Origin of the sequence: Galbibacter sp. (genome assembly GCF_048266365.1) — a bacterium.
In the GTDB taxonomy this organism is placed as follows: Bacteria; Bacteroidota; Bacteroidia; order Flavobacteriales; family Flavobacteriaceae; genus Galbibacter.
On record NZ_JBLWZP010000002.1, the window covers coordinates 200649 to 214360 of the forward strand.

9 protein-coding genes and 1 other RNA gene are annotated in these 13712 nt (G+C 37.5%); 5 read left to right on the forward strand and 5 right to left on the reverse strand.

The window, feature by feature from the left end:
* Positions 1-37 precede the first annotated feature (37 nt).
* Both arsC and ACN0TV_RS03835 read left to right on the forward strand, forming a co-directional pair.
* A complete protein-coding gene (gene arsC / locus ACN0TV_RS03830) occupies positions 38-379 on the forward strand; it encodes an arsenate reductase (glutaredoxin) (protein WP_417360297.1) in 342 nt (113 codons plus the stop codon).
* A gap of 92 nt (positions 380-471) precedes the next feature.
* A complete protein-coding gene (locus ACN0TV_RS03835) occupies positions 472-2988 on the forward strand; it encodes a TonB-dependent receptor domain-containing protein (RefSeq protein ID WP_417360299.1) in 2517 nt (838 codons plus the stop codon).
* Between the two features lie 325 nt (positions 2989-3313).
* Here ACN0TV_RS03835 and ACN0TV_RS03840 read toward each other — a convergent pair whose 3' ends face one another.
* Positions 3314-3526 (reverse strand): hypothetical protein, encoded by a 213-nt coding sequence (locus tag ACN0TV_RS03840; protein ID WP_417360958.1) that lies wholly within the window; start codon positions 3524-3526, stop codon positions 3314-3316.
* Between the two features lie 206 nt (positions 3527-3732).
* On the opposite strand from ACN0TV_RS03840, the gene fumC reads away from it, so the two are divergent.
* The gene (gene fumC, locus ACN0TV_RS03845; protein ID WP_417360301.1) at positions 3733-5130 is read left to right on the forward strand and encodes a class II fumarate hydratase; all 1398 of its coding nucleotides are present in this window, start codon (positions 3733-3735) and stop codon (positions 5128-5130) included.
* A 102-nt stretch (positions 5131-5232) separates the two neighbouring features.
* On the opposite strand, the gene acnA is transcribed toward fumC, so the two are convergent.
* Together acnA and ACN0TV_RS03855 are read right to left on the reverse strand one after the other, a co-directional pair.
* Positions 5233-8004, reverse strand: coding sequence for an aconitate hydratase AcnA (acnA, locus tag ACN0TV_RS03850; RefSeq protein ID WP_417360303.1), 2772 nt, complete (start codon positions 8002-8004; stop codon positions 5233-5235).
* 312 nt (positions 8005-8316) lie between these two features.
* Positions 8317-9936, reverse strand: coding sequence for an ABC-F family ATP-binding cassette domain-containing protein (locus tag ACN0TV_RS03855; RefSeq protein WP_417360305.1), 1620 nt, complete (start codon positions 9934-9936; stop codon positions 8317-8319).
* A gap of 167 nt (positions 9937-10103) precedes the next feature.
* Here ACN0TV_RS03855 and ACN0TV_RS03860 point away from each other — a divergent pair, with 167 nt between their 5' ends.
* A complete protein-coding gene (locus tag ACN0TV_RS03860; protein WP_417360307.1) occupies positions 10104-11516 on the forward strand; it encodes a TlpA family protein disulfide reductase in 1413 nt (470 codons plus the stop codon).
* Between the two features lie 81 nt (positions 11517-11597).
* On the opposite strand, the gene fsa is transcribed toward ACN0TV_RS03860, so the two are convergent.
* The gene (fsa, locus tag ACN0TV_RS03865; RefSeq protein WP_417360309.1) at positions 11598-12251 is read right to left on the reverse strand and encodes a fructose-6-phosphate aldolase; all 654 of its coding nucleotides are present in this window, start codon (positions 12249-12251) and stop codon (positions 11598-11600) included.
* A gap of 203 nt (positions 12252-12454) precedes the next feature.
* Positions 12455-12553: signal recognition particle sRNA small type (gene ffs, locus ACN0TV_RS03870), an RNA gene on the reverse strand.
* Between the two features lie 87 nt (positions 12554-12640).
* On the opposite strand from ffs, the gene ACN0TV_RS03875 reads away from it, so the two are divergent.
* Entirely contained in the window at positions 12641-13690 is a 1050-nt protein-coding gene (locus ACN0TV_RS03875) for a glutaminyl-peptide cyclotransferase (protein WP_417360311.1), read from the forward strand.
* The last annotated feature ends 22 nt before the right edge of the window (positions 13691-13712 follow it).

Consider the following 13712-nt stretch of genomic DNA (forward strand, 5'->3'; position numbering starts at 1 on the left):
TTAACGACGAATCAAAAATATTTATAATTAAGTCATTATGATTACGATATACCACAACCCAAGATGTCAAAAATCCCGAGAAGGTCTTCAACTTCTTGAAAGCACTGGTGAAGAAATACAGGTGATAAAATACCTTGAAGAGGTACCCACGGTATCTGAACTTACAAAAATCATTAAAACCCTAGGAATAGCGCCTATTGAACTGGTTCGCACAAAAGAGGAAATCTGGAAAGAGCACTATAAAAATAAGAAGTTAAGTGATCCTGAAATTATTAGAGCGATGGTAGACAATCCTAGACTCATCGAGCGTCCCATAGTGATAAAGGACAATAAGGCAGTTATTGGTAGACCCTTGGAGAACATTAAGGCAATTTTATGAAAAGTTTAACCATTCCTGCTTAAACCTTCATAGATTTTTGGCGTCTGACTATCAAACGTAATTTATTCGAACTAATTATTTAGACGCTTACTATGAAATTTAAAAGTTTATGCTGTGTACTCGCAGCAATTTTTATTACTGCTTTCGGCTATGCACAAGGGTCAAGAGTGGGAAAGCAAATCACCGTTACCGGGAAGGTCATTGATTCCGATACTTCTGAACCGCTTGAGTTTGCTACTCTAGTATTACAAAGTATAGATGACCCAAATCTAGTAACAGGGGGAATCACAGATCAACACGGTGTGTTTAAGGTCGATGCTCCAGCCGGAAAATACAATGTAAAGGTAGAATTTATATCCTACCGCCCCTTCTCTGTTAACAATCAAAGTTTAACATCAGATAAAGATTTTGGAACTATTGAATTAGCTATTGATGTTGCTCAGCTAGATGCTGTGGAGGTTGTTGGAGAAAAAACAACTGTTGAAGTTAGATTGGACAAAAAGGTTTACAATCTAGGAAAGGACCTCACCACTAGTGGTGCAACTGTAACTGATGCTTTAAACAATGTTCCTTCTGTTACAGTAGACGTTGAAGGTGCTATTAGCTTGAGAGGAAATGAGAATGTACGTATTCTTATCAACGGAAAGCCTTCTGCAATGGCTGGCTTCGGTTCTACTGATGCCCTAAAACAACTTCCGGCAGATGCCATTGAAAAAGTAGAGGTGATCACAAGTCCTTCTGCAAGGTACGATGCTGAAGGTACTGCAGGTATTTTAAACATTGTTTTAAAAAAGGAAAAAACACTCGGATTAAATGGTTCTGTTAGTTTAAATGCGGGTTATCCGTCTACTAGCAGCATTAGCGCTAATTTAAATCTAAGAACCGATAAATTTAATGTCTTTACTACCTTAGGTCACTTCTATCGTGAGCCTCCGGGACAAGCTCATTTTGACAACCATTACTTTGGAGAATCAAAATTCAGCAGAGTTTTGGAAGACAGAGAAATGAACAGAAAAAATACTGGGTTCAACATCAACCTAGGCATGGAGTACTTTCTAACAGATAGATCTTCGATTACTGCTAGTGTGTTCACCCGTCTTTCAGATGAGGAAGACAATACAAAAAACTTCACAACACGTTACATCGATACTAGTATTGATAGTAAAACACTTCGTGAAGAGCAAGAAAAACAGGATGATAAATCATACCAGATTTCTTTAAACTACACCAATCACTTCAATGATGAAGGACATAAATTAACAGCAGATTTTCAATACTCCAACGATGATGAAACTAACAACACCAACGTTTTTGAAAATCAGACTTTCCCAAATCAAGCGTATGTAGATAGAGAAAGAGTATTCGAAACTGATGTAGAGGATGAATATTTAATACAAGCGGATTATGTACTACCTATGGGAGATGCTCAATTTGAAGCAGGATACCGTGGTGATTTCGAACATTCGAAAAATGATTATCAACTCTCTCGATACAATCCGGAAACTGATGAATATTCAGTTGATTACGGACTTACCAATATATTTGATTACGAAGAGAATGTAAATGCCGTTTATACACAATACGGTAACAAATTTGGCAAATTTTCATTCTTACTTGGATTGCGATTAGAAAACACTCAATTAAAAGGTAAAGTAACTTCTGACTTGACTAACGAACAGCTCATGGATACCTTAGGGTTTAATTTCGATCCAGATTTCGACAAGAATTATTTAGATCTATTCCCTACTGTTAACCTTACTTATGAGTTGGGTGAAAATGAAAATATTTCATTAGGGTATAACAGAAGAATCAACAGACCTAGAGGTTGGTTTATTAACCCATTCCCATCTCGTTCAAGTAGAACGAATATCTTTCAAGGGAACCCAGATTTAAATCCTGCCTTTGCTGATGCCTTTGATTTAGGATATCTAAAAAGATGGGAAGATCTAACATTGACCTCTTCTATATATTACCAAAGAGAAACAGAATCTTTTGACAGAGTTCAAAGACAAACTGGTCAACAGACCTCTGACGGTATTGACATCATTAGTACTATTCCGATTAACCTTTCTACAAACCAGCGTTACGGTGGTGAAATAGGTCTTATGTATGGTGGAATTGACTGGTTACAACTTAACGGAAGTTTCAACCTGTTCAAATCTAAAACAGATGGTGAATATGAAGGTGTAGATTATGGTGCAGAAAACACAAGCTGGTTCTCTAGACTTAGTGCTAAGGTAAAACTACCGGCACGAGTTGATTGGCAAACCAATGCTTTCTATATGGGACCACGTGAGAACTCACAAACCAAATCTGATGGTATGTTGTCCTTGAACATGGCTGTTAGTAAAGATATCATGGGAGACAATGCAACGATTTCAATGAATGTGAGCGACTTGTTAAACACTCGTAAAAGAAATTCATTTACACAATCTTATAATGAATTCGGAGATTTATCCTTTACCTCAGATAGCGAATTTCAGTGGAGAGAACGCCAGTTCACGGTATCATTTGTCTATAGATTCAATCAATCTAAAAACGATAGAATGAGAAACCGTCAAAATAACAACAATGACATGGAACAAGATGGTGGAGGATTCCAAGGCTAATGCGGTAATTTAGCCAATTGAATATAGATAGTTAGAAGTAAATAAGGAAGTTCAAAAGGCTTCCTTATTTGTTTCTAAACACTTCCCATTCATTTCGCTACACTAGACCTTGAAAGTCGCACACATCCTATGAAAGTAGCCAAAATTAACGACCATCACCTTATTGTTACAAGTAAATGCATCGCTTTGATGAAGAGCAATTATCTAGTTTAAAAATAAAATAGAAATGTAACCATCCAAGTGTAGTTCATATAGGTGAGTCAATCAGAAAACCAACAGCCAGAAATAAAAAAAAGAAGCCTTTTGAGCTTCTTTTTTTGTTTCTTTAATTTTCCTGTGCCTTTTTAGCAGCTTTTTTCTCCTTGATGAGTTCAATAATTGAACCACCTAACCAATAAGGTACTACGAAGGTTAACAAAAATATCATTAACCAAAACCCTATAACTAAAACAGCCATAATCGCTAAAAAGCCCAGATACTGATCAAATTCGAACATAATTCCGGAAATTTTCTGAATTCGTTCCAAAGATAAGTACATTTCTTAATTTTCATATCAATAAATCAAATAATTTAAATAATCTCTGGAAATTTATTCAATTCCCGAGATGTTCAGTTTCAATTGAAGGATCACTTTTGCATCCCTTGTTATAGTAGCATCTAGCGATAAATGTAAATACTTAATTTGGGTGTTGAAAAAAATAAAAACTGTACATTTGTGTTATCAATAAAACTTCGATATTTATTATGGAATACAGAATTGAGAAAGACACCATGGGAGAAGTTCAGGTGCCTTCAGATAAGCTATGGGGAGCGCAAACAGAACGTTCTAGAAACAACTTCAAAATTGGCCCATCGGCTTCTATGCCTTTAGAAATTGTATATGGTTTTGCATACCTAAAAAAGGCAGCAGCATATACCAATTGTGAATTGGGTGCGTTACCCATCGAAAAGAGAGACTTGATCGCTCAAGTTTGTGATGAGATATTAGAAGGAAAACACGATCAACAATTTCCATTAGTTATCTGGCAAACAGGCTCTGGGACTCAAAGTAACATGAATGTTAATGAGGTTATTGCCAATCGGGCACATCAGATTGCCGGTAAAGTTATTGGAGAAGGTGAAAAGACAATACAGCCTAATGACGATGTCAACAAGTCTCAGTCTTCCAATGACACCTTCCCTACTGGGATGCATATCGCAGCCTATAAAATGGTTGTGGAAGTTACCATCCCTGGGGTCACTAAATTAAGAGATACCCTAAAAAAGAAATCAGAAGCCTATAAAAATGTTGTTAAAATTGGACGTACTCACTTAATGGATGCTACACCTTTAACACTAGGACAAGAATTTTCAGGCTATGTATCCCAGCTCGATCACGGGTTGAATGCACTTAACAATACATTAGACCATCTTTCAGAGTTGGCACTTGGAGGAACGGCCGTAGGGACTGGTTTAAACACCCCTAAGGGTTACGCTAAACGCGTTTCGGAATTTATTGCTAAGTTTACCGAGCATCCGTTTAAAACGGCGGATAACAAGTTTGAAGCATTAGCCGCACACGATGCTTTTGTTGAAACTCATGGAGCCCTAAAACAATTAGCTGTTTCTCTTAATAAAATAGCTAACGATATTCGCCTAATGGCTTCAGGGCCTAGGAGTGGTATTGGCGAACTTATCATCCCAGCAAATGAACCAGGAAGTTCAATTATGCCAGGAAAGGTAAACCCAACTCAATGCGAGGCACTAACTATGGTTTGTGCACAGGTCATCGGTAATGATGTAGCAATTACTGTGGGAGGCACACAAGGGCATTACGAACTCAATGTATTTAAACCTTTAATGGCTGCTAATCTATTAGAATCAGCTCGTTTATTAGGAGACGCTTGTGCTAGTTTTGACGAGCATTGCGCTCAAGGTATTGAACCAAACAATCAACGAATAGAAGAGCTCGTAAACAACTCTTTAATGTTAGTTACCGCACTTAATACCAAAATAGGGTATTACAAAGCTGCAGAGATTGCCAACAAAGCACATCAAGAAGGAACAACCCTTAAAGAAGCCGCAGTAGCCTTAAACCATTTGACTGATGAAGAATTTGACCAATGGGTGAAACCAGAGGAAATGGTTGGTGGATTAAAGTAAATTAAGCCAATTAATACTAAGTCTTAAGGCTTGTCTATAATACTAAATGCGGGATCTAAGTATAATGAAATCCCGCATTTCTCTTTAATTAAACTGAAATTATTAAGCTTCCGATTTTAGATATTGTCTTAAAACATACTGCAATATTCCATCATTTTTGTAGTAGGCAATTTCAATCTCAGAATCAAATTTTGCCTCTACCTGAAATTCTGTAACTTTTCCAGAAGTGTGAATTGCTTTTACGTCAAGTTTTTTATGCGGTATTAGATTATCAGCTAAACCGGTGATCGAAAAGGTTTCAGTACCGTCAAGATCATAAGTAGCAGCATTTTCACCTTCTAAAAACACTAAAGGTGCAACCCCCATTCCAATAAGGTTACTACGATGTATACGTTCATAACTATCTGCAATTACTGCTTTAACACCTAGTAAGAAAGTTCCTTTCGCTGCCCAATCCCTTGATGAACCTGAACCATACTCTTTACCTGCAATAACTATTAACGGGGTATTATCTTCCTTATAAGCCATTGCAGTATCATAAACGGTCTTTACTTCATTGGTAGGGAAATAGGTACTAAACCCACCTTCCTTGTCTACTATTTTATTTTTAATTCTCACATTCCCAAAGGTACCCCTCATCATGACCTCGTGATTTCCTCTTCTTGAACCGTAAGAGTTAAAGTCCGCTTGTTCTATGCCTTTCTGTTTCAAATACGCTCCGGCAGCCGAATCTTCACTGAACGATCCTGCAGGCGAAATGTGATCCGTGGTTACCGAATCTCCCAAATACAACAACACTCTAGCATTAGTTAAATCTTGTAACGGCTTTGAATCCACTTCTAGATTTTCAAAGAAGGGTGATTCTTTGATATATGTTGAATTTTCATTCCATTGGTAATTCTTGTCCATATTCACCTCAAGATTCTGCCAATCAGTAGAGCCGTCAAAAATCACATCATATACATCTTGGAAATCCTTTACCTTCATACAATCATTAATGGTTTTAATGATCTCTTCTCTACTTGGCCAAATGTCTTTTAAATAGACCGGATTGCCATTTGGATCTAAGTCAATAGGATCATCAATAAGATTGACATCGATTCTACCAATAAGAGCATAAGCCACAACGAGCATAGGCGACATCAAGAAATTCATTTTCACTTGCGGATGAACTCTCGCTTCAAAATTCCTGTTCCCGGACAAGGCAGAAGCTACCACCAGAGATCCTTTATCCACTGCTTCAGCAATATGAGGAGGAAGTGGCCCTGAATTCCCAATACAAGATGTACAACCATAACCTACCGTATGGAAACGTAACGCTTCTAGGTCGACATTTAAGCCTGCGCGCTCAAGATATTGTGTTACCACCTTAGATCCGGGAGCCATAGAGGTTTTTACCCATGATTTAGTACGCAGACCTCGTTGGACTGCATTTCTAGCCAATAGCCCGGCTCCTACCATTACAGTAGGATTTGAGGTGTTCGTACAGCTCGTAATGGCTGCGATAACTATACTTCCATCACTTAGAACAAACTCTTTATCATTATGTTTGATTCGAACCGATTGTAGGGCTTCTGTTTTTACTTCAAGTTTTGTTGGAGCACTTACCGGTACTTTACCAAAGGTAAATTCCGTACGTGAACCACCTTCTTCAAGCCATGCAGACTCTTGTCTTTCCTTCAAGGGACTATAGGTTCGATCAAATTCATTTTCTAACAACACTTTGAATTGCTTATCAAGCTCTTTTACCAAGATCTTATCCTGTGGACGCTTAGGGCCTGAAACTGTCGGCTCCAAGGAAGACAAATCGAATTCAACAATCGACGAATATTCGACATCCTCTTTTCCGGTTCTCCACAAAAGATTTTCTTTACAATAGGTCTCAACGATTTCAATTTCTTCTTCAGTACGGTTGGTTTGGCGCATATACTGTAAGGTCTGCACATCAATTGGGAAATACGTTACTGTGCATCCAAATTCAGGTGACATATTAGAGATTGTCGCCCGGTCTGTTACAGTTAGGTGATCCAAGCCATCACCAAAGACCTCAACAAATTTACCCACCACACCTGTATCTCTTAATACCTTTGTAATGGAGAGCACCATGTCGGTGGCTGTACATTGATCAGGAATTTTCCCGGTTAACTTCAAGCCTACAACTTCAGGACAACCAAAATAAATGGGTTGGTCAAGCATTGCAGCTTCTGCCTCAATACCACCTACTCCCCAGCCCAATACTCCAATTCCGTTTACCATAGGGGTATGTGAATCCGTTCCGACAAGAGTGTCGGGAAAAAGCCAACCATCTCTGCTTGTAATTCCCTTAGCCAAATACTCTAAGTTAACCTGATGACAAATCCCCATTCCGGGAGGTACCACAGTGAAATTATTCAATCCTTGTTGTGCCCATTTTAAAAGTTCATACCGTTCAGCGTTTCGCTGGTACTCCTTTTCAACATTTTTGTTGTATGCATAATTGGTTCCATAGTAATCGACCTGAACAGAGTGATCAATAATCAAATCCACAGGGATGGAAGGATTTATCTTTTGTCCATCTTTGCCATGTCGAACAAATTCTGATCTCAGGGATGCAATATCAACCACCGCAGGTACACCTGTAAAATCTTGCATTAGAATACGTGCTGGTTTAAAAGGAATATCCTTGTCTTCAGGAGCTGGTTTCCAATTGGCTAATGTTTTAACATGCTGATCCGTGACACCAAATCCATCATAATTACGGATGGCATTCTCCAACAGAATCCGAATACTGAAAGGTAGCTTTTTAACCTCACCCAGAGCGGGATCAGTTAGCGCATAATAATCATACGACTTTCCTTTTACGGTAAGTTTCCTTTTTAAATTTTTGAGTTCCATCTGATTAAATTAAACTATTATAATATGATTTTATTACCCCAACAACACACATGGTTAGGCCTATTCCTTTTATAAATCCACCGATTATCCATACCGAAAATTCTGAAATCGTGTAGTAAACGATTGCGAATTCAAACTAAGTAGTTAATTTACGAAATATAAAGGCAATAATCAATTAAATAGGAGAGTATTTAGAGAGCTCGAAACTGGAGCGAAGAAATCGATAAGACGATATAATAATATAAAAAAGCGGAGGTATCCGAAAATGCCCCCGCTTACATATGAATATGCAATTCTGTTTAATGTACTGCTCTACTTTGCGTACATTTGATCTCTTTGCTCCTTAATGCTAGGATCACTCATATAGTCATCAAAGCTTAAATACCTATCAATAACACCCTTTGGAGTGATTTCTATAATTCGATTTGCCACGGTTTGAGAAAACTCGTGGTCATGAGTAGTCAACATTACAGTTCCAGGGAACTTTTTAAGAGAGTTGTTAAATGCCGTAATACTTTCCAAATCCAAATGGTTCGTCGGCTCATCTAACATCAATACATTAGCTCTAAGCATCATCATTCTACTCAACATACATCTTACCTTTTCACCTCCAGAGAGTACACGACCTGTTTTCAAGGCTTCTTCTCCACTAAAGAGCATCTTGCCTAAAAACCCTCTTACATATACTTCTTCGCGCTCCTGATCAGTTTTAGCCCATTGTCTCAACCAATCTACCAACGTAAGGTCATTATCAAAATAAGAAGCATTATCTACAGGCAAGTAGGCCTGTGTTGTGGTAATCCCCCATTGATAATCTCCAGCATCTGCTTTTTGCTTCCCGTTTAGAATTTCATAGAACACCGTAGTTGCTCTAGAATCCTTTGAGATTACAGCTACCTTATCCCCTTTGGCAAGGTTAATACTTATCTTATCAAAAAGCAATTCACCGTCTATACTCGCTTGAAGGCCTTCAATATTCAATATTTGATCTCCTGCCTCACGCTCTCTTTCAAAAATGATCGCCGGGTAACGCCTACTAGATGGCTTAATATCATCAATCTTTAATTTCTCAAGCATCTTTTTACGCGATGTAGCCTGCTTACTTTTAGCAACGTTGGCACTAAAACGCATGATAAACTCTTGTAACTCCTTGGCTTTTTCTTCAGCTTTCTTATTTTGTTGAGAACGCTGACGAGCAGCTAATTGGCTACTTTCGTACCAGAAGGAGTAATTCCCGCTGTAGAGGTTAATTTTTCCAAAATCTATATCTGCTATATGGGTACAAACCGCATCTAAAAAGTGACGGTCGTGAGAAACGACAATTACAGTGTTCTCATAATTGGCCAAGAAATTTTCCAACCAAGAAATAGTTTCGAAATCCAAGTCGTTGGTAGGCTCATCCATAATCAACACATCAGGATTTCCAAATAAAGCCTGTGCAAGAAGCACACGAACCTTTTGTTTACCATCTAAATCCCCCATCAATGAATAATGCAAGGATTCAGAAATACCCAGGTTAGACAACAAAGCAGCAGCATCGCTATCTGCATTCCATCCATTCATTTCTTCGAAATCCACTTGTAATTCCCCGATTCTATCAGCATTCGCATCCGTATAATCAGCATACAATTCATCCATTTCTTTCTTAATGGCAAATAAAGGCTTATTCCCCATTAAAACGGTCTCTAACACGGTATGCGTATCGTAAGCGTAGTGATCCTGTTCTAAAATGGACATACGTTTACCAGGCTCTAAATGCACATGACCACTAGTCGCATCTTGTTTACCAGATATTATTTTTAACAATGTGGATTTCCCGGCACCATTGGCGCCAATAATTCCATAACAATTCCCTTGGACAAACGACACATTTACTTCATCAAATAAAATGCGTTTTCCAAATTGTACCGATAAATTAGACACTGATAACATTCACCTTTGCTTTTACTATTAAAAGCGCAAAAGTAACAAATTTAGTACACATATCCTCGCCTGTGTCAAACGTTAAAAAGTCTTATTTAACGTTGCATTAACATTTATCTATTGGGGGCTTTTATAGATTTGTTACAAATGGTGCGGAAAACACATCAAGCTGTTATATGAAGTACTTTTACTTAACGATATTTATTACCCTGACCTGCAGTTGTTCACACTCCCCTACCTCCGCTTATTTCGGAGGAGAGATTGTCAACCCAACTACTGATCACGTCTATTTGTATTGGAATAATACCGTGATAGACTCCGCATTACTGAATCAGGACAATAGGTTTTCCTTCCAAATTGATAACATCAAAGAAGGCTTATATCACTTTGATCATAACGAGTATCAATATATTGTACTTGAGAAAGGCGATAGTTTAATGGTTCGTTTAAACACTCTAGATTTTGATGAATCCCTTGTCTTCACAGGAAAAGGAGCGATAAAGAATAATTTCTTGATGGATATGTTTCTCATCTACGAGGATGAAGAAAAAGCAGTGAATAAATATAGTGAGTTAGATGCAGGAGATTTTATGGCTAAAATCGACTCCTTAAGAGCCATGAAGCAAGAGTTGTTAAAAGACTTAAACGAAGAGCAGACACTTTCTCCCCTATCTTTACACATTGCTCAAAGTGCAATCAATTATCGGTATTTTACTGACATGGAAGAATATCCATTTATTCACAGACGTCGTACGGGTAAAGATTATATCGAAAAACTCCCTGCCCAATTTTACACCTTTAGGGAAAACATATCATACAACGATAGCCTACTAACCTATTACAGTCCATATTTCAATTACCTGATTACACATTTCAACAATATGGCTCTGGGGGCTTGTAAAAATGACTGTAAAAAACATAATCAAAATTACAGCAGATCAACTCACTACAGCATTCATAAGCTTAAATTAATCGATAGTTTAGTTACCAAGAATAAGACCGTACGCGATAATTTGACACGAAACGCGGCCTTCTCATATTTGTTAGCCAGACATAACGCGGAGGAAAATTCTGAGTTCATGACCGCTTTCAAAAAGTATGCTGTCCATAACCAGCATCATGAAGAAATTGATGCGTTTTATCACAATGTTCAACAGATGCAGAAGGGATTAGAAATTCCTCCCCTTCATTTAGTTACAATAAATGGAGAAAAGCTCACACTCTCAACAGATCACTATAAAAAGAACACTGTGTTTTATTTTTGGAACTATCACCAACGAAATCACCTATCTAACGTTTTAACGCGTATTCACAACCTCAAAGCGAAATATCCTGAATTTGATTATATTGGCATCAATGTTAACAATGACCAAGCTCACTGGTTACAAAACATCGCCTCTATTAAAGATCCTAAGGATGTCGAGAACCAATATAGAACTGACAATGTAGACGAGCTATTATCGACTCTAGTTATAAAAAACCTCAACAAAGTAATTGTGGTAGATAAGGATGGTAAAATCGAAGAGGGCTTCGCAAACATATACTATACGAGACAACTTGAAAACATTCTAGAGTCCATAAAAAACTAAGGCCTGCATTATCTGCAAGCCTTGTATTAATCTTCAATCTTGAACTATAAGTGTCAAGAATCCGTTTTCGTTTTTATGTTATTAATTACCTTTTTGGTAATCAGCAAGGAATTTCGCTAAACCGATATCAGTCAATGGGTGATTTAACAATCCTGTAATGGCTGACAATGGCCCGGTCATAACATCCGCTCCTAATTTAGCACAATCAATTACATGCATAGTGTGACGAATCGAAGCTGCTAAAATTTCAGTTTCGAATCCATAATTATCATAAATTTGACGAATTTCAGCAATAAGGTTTAACCCGTCTGTTGAAATATCATCCAATCTTCCGATGAACGGAGATACATAAGCCGCTCCGGCTTTTGCAGCCAAGAGTGCTTGTCCTGGAGAGAATACTAGAGTACAGTTAGTTTTAATACCCTTATCTGAAAAATATTTCATGGCTTTAACACCATCTTTAATCATAGGAATTTTCACAATGATTTGCTCGTGTAGTTCTGCTAACTCCTCCCCTTCTTTAATCATGGCATCGAAATCGGTAGCAATAACCTCTGCTGATACATCTCCTTCAACGATGTTACATATATCAACATAATGTTTTAAGATGTTGTCACGTCCGACAATACCTTCCTTAGCCATAAGAGATGGATTAGTAGTTACACCGTCCAAAACTCCTAATGCTTGCGCTTCGGCTATTTGATCGAGATTTGCTGTGTCTATAAAAAATTTCATAGCTTCTATTGTTGTTAAAATTAATATCCTGTAAATATAATATAGAGTTTTCTACTACTCCTATAAAAAACAAATTGTTACTACAAAGTTATAATTTAATACCCTTATTACAGAAGTTTTTTGCCATTCTTTACAAATCATTATCGAAAGGGTTAATACGGAGGAATTAAGTGGCTGAGAAATCGTTCACTTATGGGTACAAAAAATGGCAAGCTACCTACATCGCACCGCTACGACCATATACCCTTGCTGCGTTCCCGCCCTGGGGGGTTCTACAGGAGCTGGTCGTGTAGGACTTGCCGGTGCAAAAATACAAACTTTTTATCTTTAAGCAATTATTTTACTATCTTAATTTTATTAAATATCTTGCTTTAAATTTTGTATGGCCCATGTATTTATCCAAGTTATTCATCGTCAGTTTTTTAATCCTAACAGCAGGAAGTTGTAATTCCAACAAGTCACAAAAAGACAAGCTGTTTTCCATGTCGATTGTTAGTCCAAACAAGGAAATTCAGCAAGGAAAGGTTATTGAAATTGAGCTCGTCAATAAAGAGAACAAGACTATTGACCAAGTACAGTATACTTTAAACGGTAAAAAAGTAGAAGTTTCCAACAACAAACTAACTTTAAATACTGAAAAGCTCGGAATTCAAAATCTTGTGGCTCACATCGAATTTGAAGGTGATACAGTTTCAGTTTCAGAAAAACTCACAGTGCTTTCCAACACTCCACCAAAGGTTTATACTTTTGAGATTATTAATACTTATCCCCATGATATGGAGGCCTATACCCAAGGACTTGAGTTTCACAATGACACCTTGTATGAGAGTACAGGAAGAAAAGGAGAGTCTTCACTTAGAAAGGTAGACTACAAAACTGGAAAGGTTCTAAAGAAGATCGATCTGGATGCCATGTATTTTGGTGAAGGAATTACCATTATGGACCAAAAAGTATATATGTTAACTTGGCTGGGCAAAAAAGGCTTTGTGTTTGATTTAAACACCTTTAAGCAATTAGATACTTTTCAATACGATAAAAGTAAAGAAGGCTGGGGACTAACCCATGATCCGGAACAAAAACACATCTACAAAAGTGACGGCAGTGATAAAATATGGTTATTGGATCCAAAGACGCTTCAAGAAGTAGGTTTTATTGAAACAGTCACCAACACCTCAGTTTTCAACAGAGCGAATGAATTAGAGTATGTAGATGGTAAGATTTATGCAAATGTATACCTTAGGGACAGCGCTATGATAATCGATGCTCAAACGGGCGCTATTATTGGTGTAATTGATTTTCGAGGATTAAAAAGCAAGGTAAAACAACATCCTGATTTAGATGTACTCAACGGAATCGCCTATAATCCAAAAACCAAAACTTTCTTCGTAACGGGTAAGAATTGGGACAAGTTATTTGAAGTTACCATCAAAGAAAAATAGCACTTGAAAGAATATCTAATTA

Coding starts and splice junctions, on each gene's coding strand:
- arsC (WP_417360297.1), top strand. CDS start 38: ATGATTACGATATACCACAACCCAAGATGTCAAAAATCCCGAGAAGGT.
- ACN0TV_RS03835 (WP_417360299.1), top strand. CDS start 472: ATGAAATTTAAAAGTTTATGCTGTGTACTCGCAGCAATTTTTATTACT.
- ACN0TV_RS03840 (WP_417360958.1), bottom strand. CDS start 3,526: ATGTACTTATCTTTGGAACGAATTCAGAAAATTTCCGGAATTATGTTC.
- fumC (WP_417360301.1), top strand. CDS start 3,733: ATGGAATACAGAATTGAGAAAGACACCATGGGAGAAGTTCAGGTGCCT.
- acnA (WP_417360303.1), bottom strand. CDS start 8,004: ATGGAACTCAAAAATTTAAAAAGGAAACTTACCGTAAAAGGAAAGTCG.
- ACN0TV_RS03855 (WP_417360305.1), bottom strand. CDS start 9,936: ATGTTATCAGTGTCTAATTTATCGGTACAATTTGGAAAACGCATTTTA.
- ACN0TV_RS03860 (WP_417360307.1), top strand. CDS start 10,104: ATGAAGTACTTTTACTTAACGATATTTATTACCCTGACCTGCAGTTGT.
- fsa (WP_417360309.1), bottom strand. CDS start 12,251: ATGAAATTTTTTATAGACACAGCAAATCTCGATCAAATAGCCGAAGCG.
- ACN0TV_RS03875 (WP_417360311.1), top strand. CDS start 12,641: ATGTATTTATCCAAGTTATTCATCGTCAGTTTTTTAATCCTAACAGCA.